General features: G+C 55.8%; 15 protein-coding genes. 3 read left to right on the top strand and 12 right to left on the bottom strand.

The window, feature by feature from the left end:
• The 4 genes from VM163_00385 to VM163_00370 form a co-directional block, all read right to left on the bottom strand.
• Positions 1-251, bottom strand: a 251-nt coding sequence (locus tag VM163_00385; GenBank protein ID HUT02334.1) for a hypothetical protein, incomplete at its 3' end; no start/stop codon positions are given.
• Between the two features lie 108 nt (positions 252-359).
• Complete coding sequence (locus VM163_00380; GenBank protein HUT02333.1) at positions 360-785, bottom strand: hypothetical protein; 426 nt, start codon at positions 783-785, stop codon at positions 360-362.
• A gap of 104 nt (positions 786-889) precedes the next feature.
• On the bottom strand, positions 890-1321 hold the full coding sequence (locus tag VM163_00375; GenBank protein HUT02332.1) for a hypothetical protein: 432 nt from the start codon (positions 1319-1321) through the stop codon (positions 890-892).
• Positions 1322-1572: 251 nt separating this feature from the next.
• The gene (locus VM163_00370) at positions 1573-2529 is read right to left on the bottom strand and encodes a peptidase MA family metallohydrolase (protein ID HUT02331.1); all 957 of its coding nucleotides are present in this window, start codon (positions 2527-2529) and stop codon (positions 1573-1575) included.
• 225 nt (positions 2530-2754) lie between these two features.
• On the opposite strand from VM163_00370, the gene VM163_00365 reads away from it, so the two are divergent.
• Positions 2755-3693: a DNA methyltransferase gene (locus tag VM163_00365; GenBank protein ID HUT02330.1), complete on the top strand. Its 939-nt coding sequence runs from the start codon at positions 2755-2757 to the stop codon at positions 3691-3693.
• A gap of 43 nt (positions 3694-3736) precedes the next feature.
• On the opposite strand, the gene VM163_00360 is transcribed toward VM163_00365, so the two are convergent.
• The 5 genes from VM163_00360 to purM form a co-directional block, all read right to left on the bottom strand.
• Complete coding sequence (locus tag VM163_00360) at positions 3737-5128, bottom strand: tetratricopeptide repeat protein (protein ID HUT02329.1); 1392 nt, start codon at positions 5126-5128, stop codon at positions 3737-3739.
• 1 nt (position 5129) lies between these two features.
• A complete protein-coding gene (locus tag VM163_00355) occupies positions 5130-5678 on the bottom strand; it encodes a DUF4062 domain-containing protein (protein ID HUT02328.1) in 549 nt (182 codons plus the stop codon).
• 204 nt (positions 5679-5882) lie between these two features.
• Positions 5883-6044 (bottom strand): DALR anticodon-binding domain-containing protein, encoded by a 162-nt coding sequence (locus tag VM163_00350; protein HUT02327.1) that lies wholly within the window; start codon positions 6042-6044, stop codon positions 5883-5885.
• A gap of 165 nt (positions 6045-6209) precedes the next feature.
• On the bottom strand, positions 6210-6545 hold the full coding sequence (locus VM163_00345) for a methyltransferase domain-containing protein (GenBank protein HUT02326.1): 336 nt from the start codon (positions 6543-6545) through the stop codon (positions 6210-6212).
• Positions 6546-6565: 20 nt separating this feature from the next.
• On the bottom strand, positions 6566-7666 hold the full coding sequence (gene purM / locus VM163_00340) for a phosphoribosylformylglycinamidine cyclo-ligase (protein ID HUT02325.1): 1101 nt from the start codon (positions 7664-7666) through the stop codon (positions 6566-6568).
• Between the two features lie 113 nt (positions 7667-7779).
• On the opposite strand from purM, the gene VM163_00335 reads away from it, so the two are divergent.
• Both VM163_00335 and VM163_00330 read left to right on the top strand, forming a co-directional pair.
• Positions 7780-8586: a hypothetical protein gene (locus VM163_00335; protein HUT02324.1), complete on the top strand. Its 807-nt coding sequence runs from the start codon at positions 7780-7782 to the stop codon at positions 8584-8586.
• Between the two features lie 22 nt (positions 8587-8608).
• Complete coding sequence (locus VM163_00330; GenBank protein ID HUT02323.1) at positions 8609-9052, top strand: hypothetical protein; 444 nt, start codon at positions 8609-8611, stop codon at positions 9050-9052.
• A 55-nt stretch (positions 9053-9107) separates the two neighbouring features.
• Here the strand turns inward: VM163_00330 and VM163_00325 are convergent, their stop codons facing one another.
• The 3 genes from VM163_00325 to VM163_00315 form a co-directional block, all read right to left on the bottom strand.
• On the bottom strand, positions 9108-10112 hold the full coding sequence (locus VM163_00325; protein ID HUT02322.1) for a hypothetical protein: 1005 nt from the start codon (positions 10110-10112) through the stop codon (positions 9108-9110).
• A gap of 9 nt (positions 10113-10121) precedes the next feature.
• On the bottom strand, positions 10122-11801 hold the full coding sequence (locus VM163_00320) for an AarF/UbiB family protein (GenBank protein HUT02321.1): 1680 nt from the start codon (positions 11799-11801) through the stop codon (positions 10122-10124).
• A 323-nt stretch (positions 11802-12124) separates the two neighbouring features.
• Positions 12125-14401: an integrin alpha gene (locus tag VM163_00315; GenBank protein ID HUT02320.1), complete on the bottom strand. Its 2277-nt coding sequence runs from the start codon at positions 14399-14401 to the stop codon at positions 12125-12127.
• Positions 14402-14476: the final 75 nt, after the last annotated feature.

Raw genomic sequence — 14476 nt, 5'->3', positions numbered from 1 at the left:
ATCTCACCAGCCCGAATGCTGAACATATCGGCCATCGTGCTGCTACTGCAGCTGTAAGGGTCGAAGAAACGGATGTGAATCACGTCGCCGGTCTCCTCGGAGCCGTTCACGAAGACAACCAGCGTCAACCAGCCGCTGCCGCTTTGCCAATATGGGAACATGCCTCGTCCCGTGGTGTCACCCCAATCGACGGCCAGAGCAACGCCGCCAACCAACACAAGTGCCACGCCCAGCGCGATGATCTTTTGCATCACCATCAGCTCCCGTCAAAAATCAATCTATGCACAAAGAATACGACTAACACTATATTATGCCGCGGCCAGCCAAAGCAGCCTCGAGCACATCAGACCGGCGCCTGGCTAGAAGCCGTGGTCCTGTGGAACGGCCGGGACAGTGAAGCCCCTGCCGGTCGTCCCATTATATACTACGCAATAGGCCTGAATGAAACCGCCATTATCAACACGAAACAGGACATGTCCGTAACCCGCAGACACTGGTATCCAGATTGGAAAGTCCCGAGACGTCGAGAACATGAGCATCTCACCAGCCCGGATGCTGAACATATCGGAGCGCCCAAATGGAGATCCATGAAGATCCCTGAAACGGATGTGAATCACATCGCTGGTCTCCTCAGACCCGTTCACGAAGACGAGTATTGTGTACCAGCCGCCGCCAGTTTGCCAGTATGGGAACATGCCTCGTCCCGTGGCGTCCCCCCAATCGACGGCCAGCGCCCAGCCGCCAACCAGCATAAGTGCGACACCCAGCACCATGATCTTTCTCATCACCACCTCCCGTCAAATGCAATCTATGCACAAAGAATCCAACTAACACTATATTATGCCGCGGCCAGCGAAATCAGCGTCGAGCACATCAGACCGGCGCCTGGCTAGAAGCCGTGGTCCTGTGGAACGGCCGGGACAACGTAGCCCGTGCCGGTCATCCCATTATATACTACGCAATACCCCTGAATGGGCTCGCCATTATCGACACGAAACAGGATATATCCATAGCCCGCTGTAACCGGAATGAAGATTGGAACGCTGCCAGACGTCGAGAACATGAGCATCTCACCAGCCCGGATGCTGAACATATCGGCCATCGTGCTGCTACATGCGGAGTCATGCATGGAGCGGAAACGGAGGTGAATCACATCGCTGGTCTCCTCGGACCCGTTCACGAAGACAACTATCGTGTACCACCCGCTGCCGGTCTGCCAGTATGGGAACATGCCTCGTCCCGTGGTGTCACCCCAATCGACGGCCAGCGCCCAGCCGCCAACCAGCATAAGCACAACGCCCAGCACGATGATCTCTTTCATCACCACCTCCCGTCAAATATAATCAATGCACAAAGAATACGACTAACACTATATTATGCCTCAAACACCGCGAAAATGAAAGGCCTATTTCGACTGTCCCTCATGTATATGCTTGACAGTTTCTGAAAGAAATGCACCACCGAGACGCAGAGTTTCACAGAGACAAAGTGATCAAACTCGCTGCACCTGTTCATTCATGGCTAATCGGCCTCCCCAGCCAGAGAAGACATGCCTCGCCTCCACCGAACCAGTTAGTGGTATTCGCGGTCCAAAACGTGATCGATGAACTCGTCCTCCGCCTCCATTTCGGCGAGGCGCTCTTTCGTGGAACGCCGCTTGCGTAGGTAGGCGAGAACTGCCAGCAGGGCGACCAGGAACCAGAAGACGCCGGCGCTTGTGAGAACGGGATAGACGCCGTATTTGTGCTTGACCTTCTCGTACCAGACCTCTTGGATACGCTGAAACGGCATTCTGAAAAGCCGTTCGAGCTGGGTCTTAAGCGGGACTCCTGCCCTAATGCCGGCGATGAGCGCCTCGAACCCGCGCCTCTTGAGTGTAGTTCGCAGGAACACGCAGAAGTTGTAGCTTTCGGCGTAGGCGAGGCGTGCGTCCGAGGCGCCCGAGGGGAACTTTTCGCGAAGCGCCGAGAACGGGATTGGTTTTGAGAAGATGACCATCCTAAACAGAGCCCAGCTGTGGAGCCACTCCCACTGCCCTGCGTTCAGCATTGCCATGCCCTCATCGAACCAGCGAGGCAGCAGGCGGACGTTGTCGCCGACGGCGTGGTGCAGGACGAGGTGCGAAATCTCGTGCCTCAGCGTCTTGATGAACTGCTCGCGGTCTGTCTTGGCGAGCGAGGGAGACCTCAGAACTATCTTGCGCTGACTTGGGACGGCGAATCCAGCAGCCCAACTTCGGCCTACGGACGGCCCAAACTGGGTGAAGTCGCGGTCAGAATCGCACACGAAGACCATGTTTTGCCCAAAAGGTTTGACGCCCATCTGCCGGCAGGTGGCCACGAAAGCGGTTTCGGCGATTCCCGCCATTGACCTGGCGAGGCCCCCAAGCGGCCCCGGGTGGTAGATGATGAAGTGCTGGGTCTTTAGCGATTGTCCCGGCATGACGACGTAGTTCTGCGAGTAGGCCGCGGTCGCAGCAAGCATAAAAATGGCGACCGCCAGCAAGAGCCCGCAGGCAATCCTTCTCACAACATCTCTCCCAAAACGACCATCATCATTTGCCAGCTTACCATAATACCGCGAACGTCTGTTGTTGAACTCATGCCGCTCGCAGACCCCCCTCGCCGCTCGAGTAGGAAACGCCTCGTGCCCTGTTTGGTTGATTAGGCCGTCCTAAACCTCTATATTCCCGGCAGCTATGTGCGAGGACCAGAATGCCGAGGCAACGCTAAACCTCTGTGGAGAAAGCCCAGAATGACCAGTGAACGCGCAGACGCCGGCGGCTCCGGTCGCCCGAACCGCGAATCAGGCTCGCTCGTCATCGAGCACGCTCCGGAGAGAAAGCAGTATCGTCTCGATGAGGCGCTAAACAAGGTAATCCTGGGTGACGCCCTCGAAGTGCTCGAGAAGCTTCCCGAGGAGACCTTCGACATGGTGTTCATCGACCCTCCCTATTTTTTGCAGCTCCCGAAGAAGGAACTCAAGCGATGGAAGGCGAAGACCGTCGTTGATGGCGTTTCTGACGAGTGGGACAAGTTCGCCTCGTTTGAGGAATACGACCGCTACATCGATAGGTTGCTGCGGCTGGTTCAGCGGGTTATGAAGCCGAACGCGACGGTCTGGGTCATCTCGACCTACCACAGCATCTTTCGCATCGGGCGCATCATGCAGGACCTCGGTTACTGGATGCTCAACGACGTGATATGGGTGAAGACGAACCCGATGCCGAACTGGCTCGGCGTTCGGTTCACAAACGCGACTGAGACGCTCATCTGGGCCGTCAAGGATAAAGGAGCCAAGAAATACACGTTCAATAAGAATGCGGCGAAGGCGCTTGGGATCGGCAGCGTTGGGGCGAACGTATGGGTTCTGCCGATATGCACCGGCGGCCAGCGGCTAAAGGACGATCAGGGCAAGAAGCTGCACTCAACGCAGAAGCCCGCAGAGCTCTTGAGGCGTGTCATCCTCGTCAGCACGAATGAAGGAGACTTGGTCCTTGACCCGGTGGCCGGCACCGGAACGACAGGCTGCGTCGCGAAGGCCCTCAACCGCAACTTCGTCATGATCGAGCGCAATCCCCGGTACGTGGACGGCATCGCCCGCCGCCTTAGAAAGCCACTTGAGCTGACAGCGGACGCGGGCCCCGACCATGAGAAGGCCGGGAAATATCTGTCTTCAGGAGACGGCAGCTGAGAGGTTAGCAGCTGCGATCCTGTGATCGATGGCGCTAGCGATGCTAGCGTGAGTCTGTGGATTCCTCGAGTTGCTTCAGCAAGGCTTTTGCTTTCGCAAGATTGTCTGAATTGGCTCTCTCCAACATCGGAATTGAGTTCTTTAATGCCTCTTTGGCTTCATCAGTCCTATGCAAACGCAGGTATGCAGCGGTCAGTGCCGTATATACACTGCCAAGTGCACCGGGATCATCCAGATTTCCAGCCGGCGCCAGGGCTCGCTTCAGAAAGCGAATCGCCTCCTCAAAAGCCTCCTGTTGAAATTTCAATCTGGCTAGATTCATTAGATATCGCGTTTCCCCGTCGAAGTCATCAATCTCGTGTGATACTTCCGCAGACTGCAACATCAACGGCTCAGCCTCGCCCGCTCGGCCCTGAAGCGATAGTACGGCCCCAACGTTGTTAATCGCCATCGCAGTGTCCTTACTCCTCGGGCCGGCAAAACGCTCAAAGACCTCAAGGCTGTTTCTGAATGACTGTTCTGCCTTATCCAGCTCACTCTTTCCGAGGTAAATATGCCCCATCTGGTTTAGAGCCTTGGCGACCATCATTTGGTCGTTGAGCCGCTCAGCGATATCCATACTGGCTCTCAAATGACTCATGGCTTGGTCCAGCTCGCCTTTTGTTACGAGGAGACTTCCCAAATTGTAGAGAGTGACTGATTGCCCTCGGAGATTACCCAACTGCTCTGCAATCTCGAGAGCCCTACCGAACCATCTAGCAGCGTCATTAAGCCGTCCTTGTTCCTGATCAATCGTGCCGAGCTGGTGCATCGCAGCAGCCTGTCCTATCTGATCACCAATACCTTCTTGAATCGCCAATGTCTTCTTGAAAGACTCTTCGGCGCGCTTATGGTCGCCACGTTGCTGTTGAATGATCCCCAATTGATGCAAGGCACTCGCCTTTATTTGCTGGTCCTTTCTGCGTTCGGCAATTGAGAGAGCTCTTTCAAAGAACTCCTTGGCCTCTTGGATTTTACCAAGCTTCTGATACACAACGCCGAGCTGGTGAGCTGAGGCAGCCTGACCAAGCTCGTCACCCGTCTCATCTGCGATCTGCAGCGCGTCTTTAAGACATCTCAGGGCCTCATCAATATGATTCTGATAGAACAGGGCTATGCCCAGTTGATTTAGGGTTGCAGCCTCACTTGGCCGATCATTGAGTTCCCTCCTAATACTGAGTGCTTTCTGGTAAAGCGAAGAAGCCTCTTCAATACGCCCAAGGTCCACTGACGCCATTCCCATGAAGTGCAACGCCGCCGCTTCCCCATTTCGGTTATTGTCAGATCGGGCTTGGTTCAGGGCAATCTGGAGCAGTCCGTAGGCTTCGACAACATCGCCCTTCGATAGTTTGGCGGCTGCTTCCTGAATACGTTCTTTGACTTCGGGTTCCATCATCTTAGGTAGTTCGCTTGTACACTTCCAAAGCCTCATTCAAGTATGCGTTTTCAGCTGTCAAAATCTGGATCTTTTTATCCTTATCGAACGACTCGGCGATTTTCATGCAAATCCAATATCTTACGTCAGCACGTATCTGAGGTTTCAATTCTTCCGCAGACTTGAACTTGGGACGCCTGAAGTAACCCATCTTGAAGTTCTGAACCTCTTCGAGAAAGTTCGCCTGAGCGTCCTCGTACTCCTCCTCCTCCTTGATATAGACTAGGATCTTTGATGGGTGATGCTCGCGAGCCCGCCGATATTCAAGCTCTGTAATGGAAATTTCCTCGCCTTCAGGCACAAAGCCATATCTCTTGCCGAAAATCCCTATGTAGATATGGCAAGTTTTCGCCATCTCGAGACAAACGTTGCAGGGGCTCTCCCCAAAGCAAGGATGGGTTTCCGATCTAAGACACTTATGGCCGAGCTTCTCAATGACCTCTTGGGCAGCGTCCCTTTCTGCCTGTAGATCATCCTGGGTCGAGCTAACCATAATCTTGACCTTTTCCATCGAAGGGCGCCTAACCTCTCGTTTCAGTTTGGGAGAAGCTATTACACCGAATAATCCCGGTGTCGTCAACTTCTTTGTTTTGAGAGGTCTGTTGGCGCTAACCTGGCGTACCCCGATATCGAGATAGGAGCGGTTTTACTTGGAAGCCAGGAGAACTGGCGGGTCTGAGACCACACCCCTGCGCGCCCTGTTTCCGGCTGCCGCTCACATCGCCTCCGGGGCGGAGACGCCGATGAGGGCGAGGCCGTTGGCGATGACCTGGCGGACGGCGGCGGACAGGGCGAGGCGCGCGCTTGTGAGTGCGGGGTCGTCGGTCAGGACCTTCGTCTTGTTGTAGTAGCTGTGGAAATCGGAGGCGAGGTCGATTAAGTAGTAGCAGACGTTGTGCGGCTCGAGCTTTGCGGCTGAGCGCTCGACTTAGGCCGGCCGTCATCGCGCGGAAGGTCTCGTGCGGCAATCGGACCGAGCGGGGAGCCAAAACGTGGGAGGCCCTGGCCAGTCTCGCCGCAACCTGCACCCAGCGCGGCCGCTCTACATCGCCTCGACGCCAGCATTCTCTGAGGCAGCCTGTCTCCGCGCCTCATTTAGGTAGTTTCCAAACCGATCAATGCCAACGACTTCGTAACCTCTTCTGGCGAGCTCTATCGAGTGCCTTCCGTAGCCACAACAGACGTCCAGCACACTCGCTCCGGGGTGAATGCCGGTCTTCTCAATGATGAAATCAACCTGCCTCTGAGTTATTTCCGGCGACCTGGTCGCCAACACCCTCCCGAACTGCGCCTCGAAGAAGTCGTCCGTCCAGTGTGTTTTACGTTGACGGTTGGCAGTGCTACTCTGCGAAGCACGAGTTGACGGTTGGCGGTCCATAGGAAATGTCCGATTTGAGATCAGGCTCGTTTTTCAAAGAAAAGGCCATTCTGGACGAGGCCTTTCTGCGTAACAAAGACGCGCCTCGCCTCATCCTCAACGACCGTCCCGATCCTGCCGCAATCCGCGCCATGTTTGGCGGCGATCGCAGCGGTCTGGGCGATGATGTCCGAATCATCGGGCACGATTAGGCAGAAGCCGATGCCCATATTGAAGACGCGGAACATCTCCTCGTCAGGTATCCTGCCCCAGTCCTGTAGCAGTTGGAATATCGGCTGGGCCTCAGGCAGATTGTCGATCTCAAAACCGACGTTTTGTGCCATGATTCGGTTGAGGTTTAGAAGGCCGTTGCCCGTGATGTTAATAAGTGCTTTCACGGGCAGCTTCTCGTTAAGGACTTCGAGCACTTCCGGGACGTAGATGTGCGTCGGCGTCAAGAGCTCCTCGCCAATGGTCTTGTGCAGCTCGCTGATGTAAATGTCCACGTTGAAACTCATCTTCTCAAAGACGATCTTGCGCACGAGTGAGTAGCCATTGCTGTGGAGCCCGGAACTCGAGAGCGCGAGTATGGCGTCGCCGGGCACAACACGTTCGCCAACGATCACCTCATCTTTTTTGACCAATCCAACACAGGTCGCGGCGAGGTCGAAGCCGCGCTTAGGACGTATCCCAGTGATGATCGGCGCCACCTGTGCTGTCTCGCCGCCCGATACTGAGGCGTAGGACAGTTTCGCACCCTCGTATAAGCCCTTCGCAATTGCCTCCAGGAAATCTGGGTCGGGTTCCTGCACCGCAAGGTAGTCAATGATCGTTACCGGCGTTGCGCCCACGCAGATGATATCGTTTACGTTCATAGCGACGCAGTCGATACCGATGGTGTCGTATCTGTCCATCATCTGCGCGACGAGCAGCTTGGTGCCAACGCCGTCGGTGCAGACAGCTAGATACTCTGGCGTGCCAATATCGATCAAGGCGGCAAAGAACGAGAGGTCGGTGATGGGCCTTGCTCTTGGGCTCAAATCGAATGTCTGGGCAAGGATGCGCCTGAGTCGCGTGATGCCTTTTTCTTCCATTTTGGCATTCACCCCAGCGAGATCGTAGGCGTGAAGCTCCGGATCCACTCTGACCAACCTCCCTTTGTAACGTTCAAGAACTACATATTGACAAGCTAGTATTGTGTGAGACTATACTGATAAGAGGCGAGGGTAAAGAGATGAGCTCAAGGAGTATGAGTATGGTAGTGCGTAAGCGGGCAAGTTGGTTCGTAGTGGCCATTTTGTTAGTTTCGGTCGCTGAGCTTGCGTTGGCTGAGGCGCGGTTTGAGGCGCCGAAGTTCAAGGTTGGCCAATGGATTTCGTATAGCATGACGAACGTGACAAGCGGAGGTAAGACGCAGACGCTCGAGGTGAAGTATTCGGTCGTCGGTTCGGAGAAATATGAGGGCCAGGAGTGCTTTTGGCACGAGCTGGCGTTCATCAGGAAGGAGCAGACGACTATTTACAGGATGTTGCTGCCCCCATCTAGCGCTGTTTCGGAGGAGACAATGCTCTGTTTTCTCTCTGTTTTGCCGAATGTCGGCGATGCGAAGCGCTATATTCTCTGGACGCCGGGCACTCAGCCTACCGAGGCGAACATGGGCGTGATAAACAGCGTGAGCGATGACCTTGCGAAAGAGGGCAAGCGGAAGGGCTTTGCACAAGACGAACCGATAAGGTCCATTGACGAAATGAAGCTCGTTCAAGCAGGTGTTTCTGTCAAGGCCGTTGGTAAGGACTACAAGTGCGACCGTTTCACAGCTACTCTCAAGAGCAAGTTGTCCAATTATAGAGAGTGGAAGTATGAGGTTTGGCGAAGTCGGAAGATACCGGTCTTCGGTCTTGCCAAGTTGGTTTACGAGAAGGTCTTGTTTGGCAAGTCAGAGCGAATGGAGCTTTTGATTAAGGGATTTGGCTTTTCGGGGGCCAAGACGGCCGTTCCAGGAGAGACTATAAAGGCTGATATGAGATTCGGCAAAGGGTCTTCAGCTCCCCGTGCGAAGTAGATGTCCGGAGGTTGTCAGGACAATGTTTAGTCATCACGGGTCTCGATCGCTACTTATGCTGGCATGCGTTTCGGCCGGCCTGTTTTGGACCGGCTGCTCGGAGAAAGAGTTCGATCTGACCACCGCTGAGAGCACTATCAAAAGTTACGTGAACGCACACAATTCCGGTAACGCCCAATCGATGCGGCGGTGCGGCATGGCAAGGGACCTGAAGGGCGTATTCACTCGAATCGATTATGATGTGGACAGCAACCCGATCAAGGCCCCGGTGGACGGGATACAATGGGAGATAATCGCGTCCACGCCCGGGCAGCAAACGGTAACGAGGATGTTCATGACCAAAGAGCTCACCCTAACCGTCCGTTTCACGTCGAAGTACGACCGCGATTTCGACAAGACCGTAAACGTCCGGTTAGAGTGCAGGCGCACGGTTTACGATGCGGAGGACATCTGGCAGGTCTACTAGCGCGCCGTCGTGCGTGGATCGCACAGCGCATCTGGGGCGAGTAACGCGATGCGTTCTACCTGCGTGCCAGGGCGGGGTTGGGTTTGGTCACCAGCGTGACGATGATAACGGCGCAGAACGCGACGACATAGCCAGCGAGCCTCTCCGGAATAACCGACTGAAGTGTTGAGATATTCTTCCAGATAAATGTAGTCAACGAGCCGGCAAGCATGCCCGCTATCACGCCCTGCTTGTTCAGCTTTCTCCAATAAAGCGATAGCACAATGATCGGCCCAAACGAGGCGCCCAGGCCGCCCCAGGCGTAGGACACCATGGAGAACACGAGTTCCTTGGTGGTCAGGGCGAGAACAAGAGCCGCGGCGCCGCCCACCCAGGATGCCTTGTCAGCGCCCTCTTGGACCAAGGCTTGTGATATTGAGAGCGTTCCGAGCTTGCCTGCCTCAGAGAGCTCTATGATGCCCACGATGGGGAGAACGACGAGGGTGCCGAGCATTATGATGCCCTGAACCAGGTCGGTCCAGGCCACGGCGAAGAACCCACCAAGCATTGTGTAGAGCAGAATCACCCCGGCACCCACCAGAACACCCCAGAAGTTTGGTATGCCGAACGTTACGTTGAGAACTTTGCCAGCCCCACTGAACTGGGCGGCGATATAAAACGTGAAGAAGAAGATAATAATGACTGATGCGATTATCTGTATGGATTTGCCGTCTTTACTAAACTTCTCAGTGAAGTACTCGGGCAACGTTAGCGCATCGTATTTCCCGGAGTCCTCACGAAGCTTTCGAGCTATGAAGAGCCAAGATATGATAATGCCCAGGACGCAGCCTAGTGCGGTCCAGGTCTCTCCGAGGCCGACGGACAGCGCAGCCCCGGTCATTCCGAGCAGGAGCCACGCCGATTCGCCGGATGCGCGTTCAGAAAACGCGATGACCCAGGGATTCAGTCTTCGGCCGCCTATTAGGTAGTCAGCCTGAGTCTTGTTGTGCTTGGCAGTGAGCAGTCCGATGAAGAGAACGATGATTAGGTATGCGATGAAGCCAGCAAGCACTGCGCTCATTTGGCTCTCTCAGGACCTACGAAAAGACAGAAGCAAGATAATGGCTAGCGCAATTGCCGACAGAAACCCTATAACAGAGTAGAGAAACAGTCCTGAAGTCTGGGAATGGATTTCAACTGAGGCCAAATAAGAAGAGCCGATTATCAATGCGCTGATGATCATGCCCAGCGTCAGCCTGTAGCCGACCTTTTCGAGCCTTGAGGAGAACTTTTCTAGGCCTTTGTGGACGAAGCCAATCTCCATCTGGCTCTCCTTCAAGCGGCTCAGTATGGCCGAGACGTCCCTCGGCAGCGTTTTGGAGAGCTTGGCATAGCTGCGCAGCGTCTCCCATGCGGTCTTGGCCATTTGCGCAGGCCCAAGGCGCTCGTGGACGAATTTCTCCACGAAGGGTCTTGCAAACTCGACCATGTTGAAGTCCGGGTCGAGCCGGCGCCCAAAGCCCTCAATCGTGACCAGGGCCTTGGACAGCAGCATTAGGTCCTTCGGGAACCTTATCTTGTGCCGCAGCATCGTTTGGACCAGGTCCGAGAACAGCGAGGTAACCATCACGCTCTTGAGCGGGATGCCGACGTAGAGGTCGCAAAGCTCCATCGTGTCCCGCAGAAATGCGCTTCTGTCGAAGCTCGGCATGGGCGGCTGGCTCTCGAGCAGGATGTCGGCCACCTTTTCCGGCCTGCCTTGCGACAACGCCACCAACACTTCGGCGATCATCGTCCTGGTTGCGGGATCGGTTCGGCCCACTATCCCATAGTCCACTAGGCCTAGCTTGTTCCCAGGCAGCAGAAATATGTTGCCCGGATGCGGGTCAGCGTGAAACAAACCGTAGGACAAAATCTGCTTCAGGATAATCGCGGCCCCGTTTTCCGCTATTTTCTTGCGAACTGACATCGAAAGCTCGTCGAAATCGACTCCCGACAGCTTCCTGCCCACCAGCCTCTCCTGCGTCAGAACCTTCTGGCTGCAATATCCCCAATAGACCTTCGGGACGTGAATCGTCTCATCACCCTCAGAGTTCGCCGCGAACCGGTCCATGATGCGGCCCTCACGTGCCAGATCGACCTCCTTGTTGATCGACCGTGAGAACTCATCCACAAGTGCGACGGGATCGAAGACCGCTGCCTCCGGAAAGTGTCTCTCAAGCAGCCGCGCAAGCTCGGCCAGAATGTCGAGGTCAGTCCGTATGACCGACTCGATGCTAGGTCGAACAACCTTCACCACGACGTCTTCCCCCGAAACCAGCCGCGCTGTGTGAACCTGCGCTATCGAGGCGCTCGCGAAGGGCTCGTCACTGAAGCTCGAGAACATCTCCTTGAGCGGGCGCCTCAGCTCACTTTCGACCCTCTTCTTGATCTTCTCCACGCTGACGGGGGCCACCTCGTCCAACAGCCTCGTCAACTCCTGCGTATATGCTGGCGGGACCACGTCTTGCCTTGTGCTTAACATCTGGCCGAGCTTCACGAACGTCGGGCCGAGCTCCTCCATCGCCATTCTCACCCGCATTGGCCTCGTCAAGGATGACACCTCTTTCGGTGGCTTGCGCCGGGTCACCAGCCGTTTCAACCACGCAAGGTAGTAGTCGATCCTCAGCGACGAGACCAAGTCGCCAAGGCCATACTTGACTAGAATGGCGACTACTTGCCTCAGCCGCCGGATGTTATGATATGTTCGGTCAATGCGAAGAATAGACATGGCTCACGAATCCAACTTTCTCGGCAACACTACGTGATACATTACCCAAAGGCCGTTAGAATCTAAAGCCAAAGGTTCGCTCGCCTTACACTCGTGAAACCGATTACGACTCAAGCTCCGTGAACCATCACTGCGCAGGAATGGCGACCTATAATAGAGAGCCTCTCTATCTCAGGGCATCACCCCTTCCAATCCTCTCACATTTATCCAGTTCTCAGTCGCAGAGGCCGCAGTCCCAGTTGACTTCGCTGACGCAGCACACCCAGTCGCGAAGCTTGTCTGCCTGTTCCTCGGTCAACTTCTTGCCGCGCTGCGCCTCAACCTCATTCAGTAATGCGTTCAGCTGGTTGCAGCGCAAAGCCGCTAACTCCGATGTCGGAGAACAGCATCAGCGTCCCCGGCTCGACCACACCAGCGAACAATGTGTAATCGCCCGCCATGTCGAACGGCGCCCCCGAAGGCAGATTCACCACGAACGCCTCAAACTCAAGATTCCAGTCGGCCGGCGTCGGGAAGCCGGATAGGAGCGGATCGACCCTCGCTAGCCACATCGGATCGACCCCGAAATCAGTCGGCGACCAGAACTGGCCGCCCGGCGCAAGCAGGACGACGTAGAAGTCCGCCGTCATCGAGTAGTCAGGCAGGGCGACGTCGAGCGAGACCGTAATCGTGTCGCCGGCCAGAGAGTAGGTCTCTTTGTCCGTCGAGATGCCGACAAATGGCTCCCCCACGAGCACAAACGTAGAGGTCGCTAGGTTGGACACGAAATCAAAAGTCCCCGCCTGGCACGCAACCATCCTGAGCGTGTATGTGCCCGATTTGGCCACCATCGGGGCCTGACGCGGCAGAACCGCCGACAGGATTTGCGTTGTCTCGTCGTGCCCCGTCTCCACCAGCAAACCGGTATCGTAGTAGAATATGCCTTCCGTCCATTGGCCCGTCGCAGACGCTGACCAGTGCCTCTCTTCAGGCCCGCTCAGGTCGAATGTGAGAACAACGAAGATATCGACAAATGCTGGCAAGCCGGTGTTTTTCACAGCGATGTCGATTTCCAGCACGTCGTCAAATTCGTACGTGCTTGAGTTAGTTGTGACGCCGACGGTAATCCCGGGAGGAGGCCCACCGCTCTCACCGAAGATCAGATACACTTGACCAGCATCGTCGCCAACCTCGGTGTTGTGGGGCGCAGCAATGAGGAGATCGTCGGCGCCGTCGCCGTTCACGTCGCCAGCGCCAGAGACTGACATGGCGGCACGGTCACTAGCTGCCTCGCCCAAAAACGACGCGTCGGAATCAGCAAGGCTGGTATCCATCGCCCAGCCTGAAACCTTGCCGAGGATCAGATATGCTTGACCGGCGTTGTAAATGGCTCCGATGAGAAAGTCGTCGTAACCGTCGTCATTGATATCACCGGCGCCAGAGACCGAGAAGCCAGCCCGGTCACCATCTGCCTCGCCCAAAAACGATCCGTCGGCATCAGCAAGGCTGGTATCCATCGCCCACCCCAAGGGCTTGCCCAAAATCAAATAAGTGCGACCGTCGTCGTTGCCGCTTATAGTAGAGTCGACCTCGCCACCAATAAGGAAGTCGTCGTAACCGTCACCGTTGAGGTCTCCCGCGCCGGAGACTGACCAGCCTGCCCAACTGTACTCTCTCTCACCAATAAACGAAGCGTCTGCTTCGGAAAGACTAGTATCCATGGCCCAGCCGGAAGCCTTACCGAAGATCAGATATGTCTGACCGGCGTTGTTGGCGCCTTCTTCGTTGTAAGGCGCTCCGATGACAAAGTCGTCGTAGCCGTCGCCATTCACATCGCCTGCGCCAGAGACTGAGCAGCCTGCGCCATCCATCTCTGACTCGCCCCAAAACGATGCGTCCGAATCGGCAAGACTGTTATCCATTGCCCAGCCGGAGGACTTACCAAGAATCAGATATGTCTGACCGGCGTAGTCACCGGGTTCGCTGTTCCAGGAACCAATGATGAAGTCGTCGTAACTATCGCCGTTCACGTCGCCCGCGCCAGAGACCGACATTCCCGACACATCTACAAATCCCTCGCCTATGAACGACGCGTCGGAGTCAGAAAGGCTTGTATCCATCGCCCAACCCGAGGCCTTGCCAAGAATCAGATACGTCTGGCCCGCCACGAAGTCGCCTTCGCTGTTCCGAGAGGCTCCGATGAGAAAGTCGTCATATCCATCGCCGTTGACATCCCCAGCACCGGACACGCAAACGCCTGCATAGTCCGCGTTCGCCTCGCCTATGAACGACGCGGCGGCGTCTGCAAGGCTCGTGTCCATCGCCCAACCGGAGGCCTTGCCAAAAAACAGATACGTTTGACCGGCGGAGTTGCCGCCTTCGTCATTGGCGTATGCCCCGACAAGGAAGTCGTCGTAACCATCGCCGTTGACATCGCCAGCGTTTGAGACGGCCGCGCCGGCATGCTCCTCCTCGAATGGAGAGCCTGCGCGATCGCCTTCCGCCTCGCCCAAGAACGACGCGTCCGAGTCCGCCAGGCTCGTATCCATCTGAAAGTCCGCGAACAAGGCCGAGGCAGCTGTCAAGAAGACCAACGCCGCCAGCAAAAACACCCTCTTCATCCTGTCATGCCTCCCTACCCACCATCGTGTAGGGGCAGGTCACCGTGCCTGCCCTGTCCAGTTATGATAATAAAA

The organism is bacterium, from assembly GCA_035527515.1.
In the GTDB taxonomy this organism is placed as follows: Bacteria; B130-G9; B130-G9; order B130-G9; family B130-G9; genus B130-G9.
The sequence above is the reverse complement of the archived record's forward strand: the minus strand, read 5'-3'. Positions and strand labels throughout refer to the sequence as shown.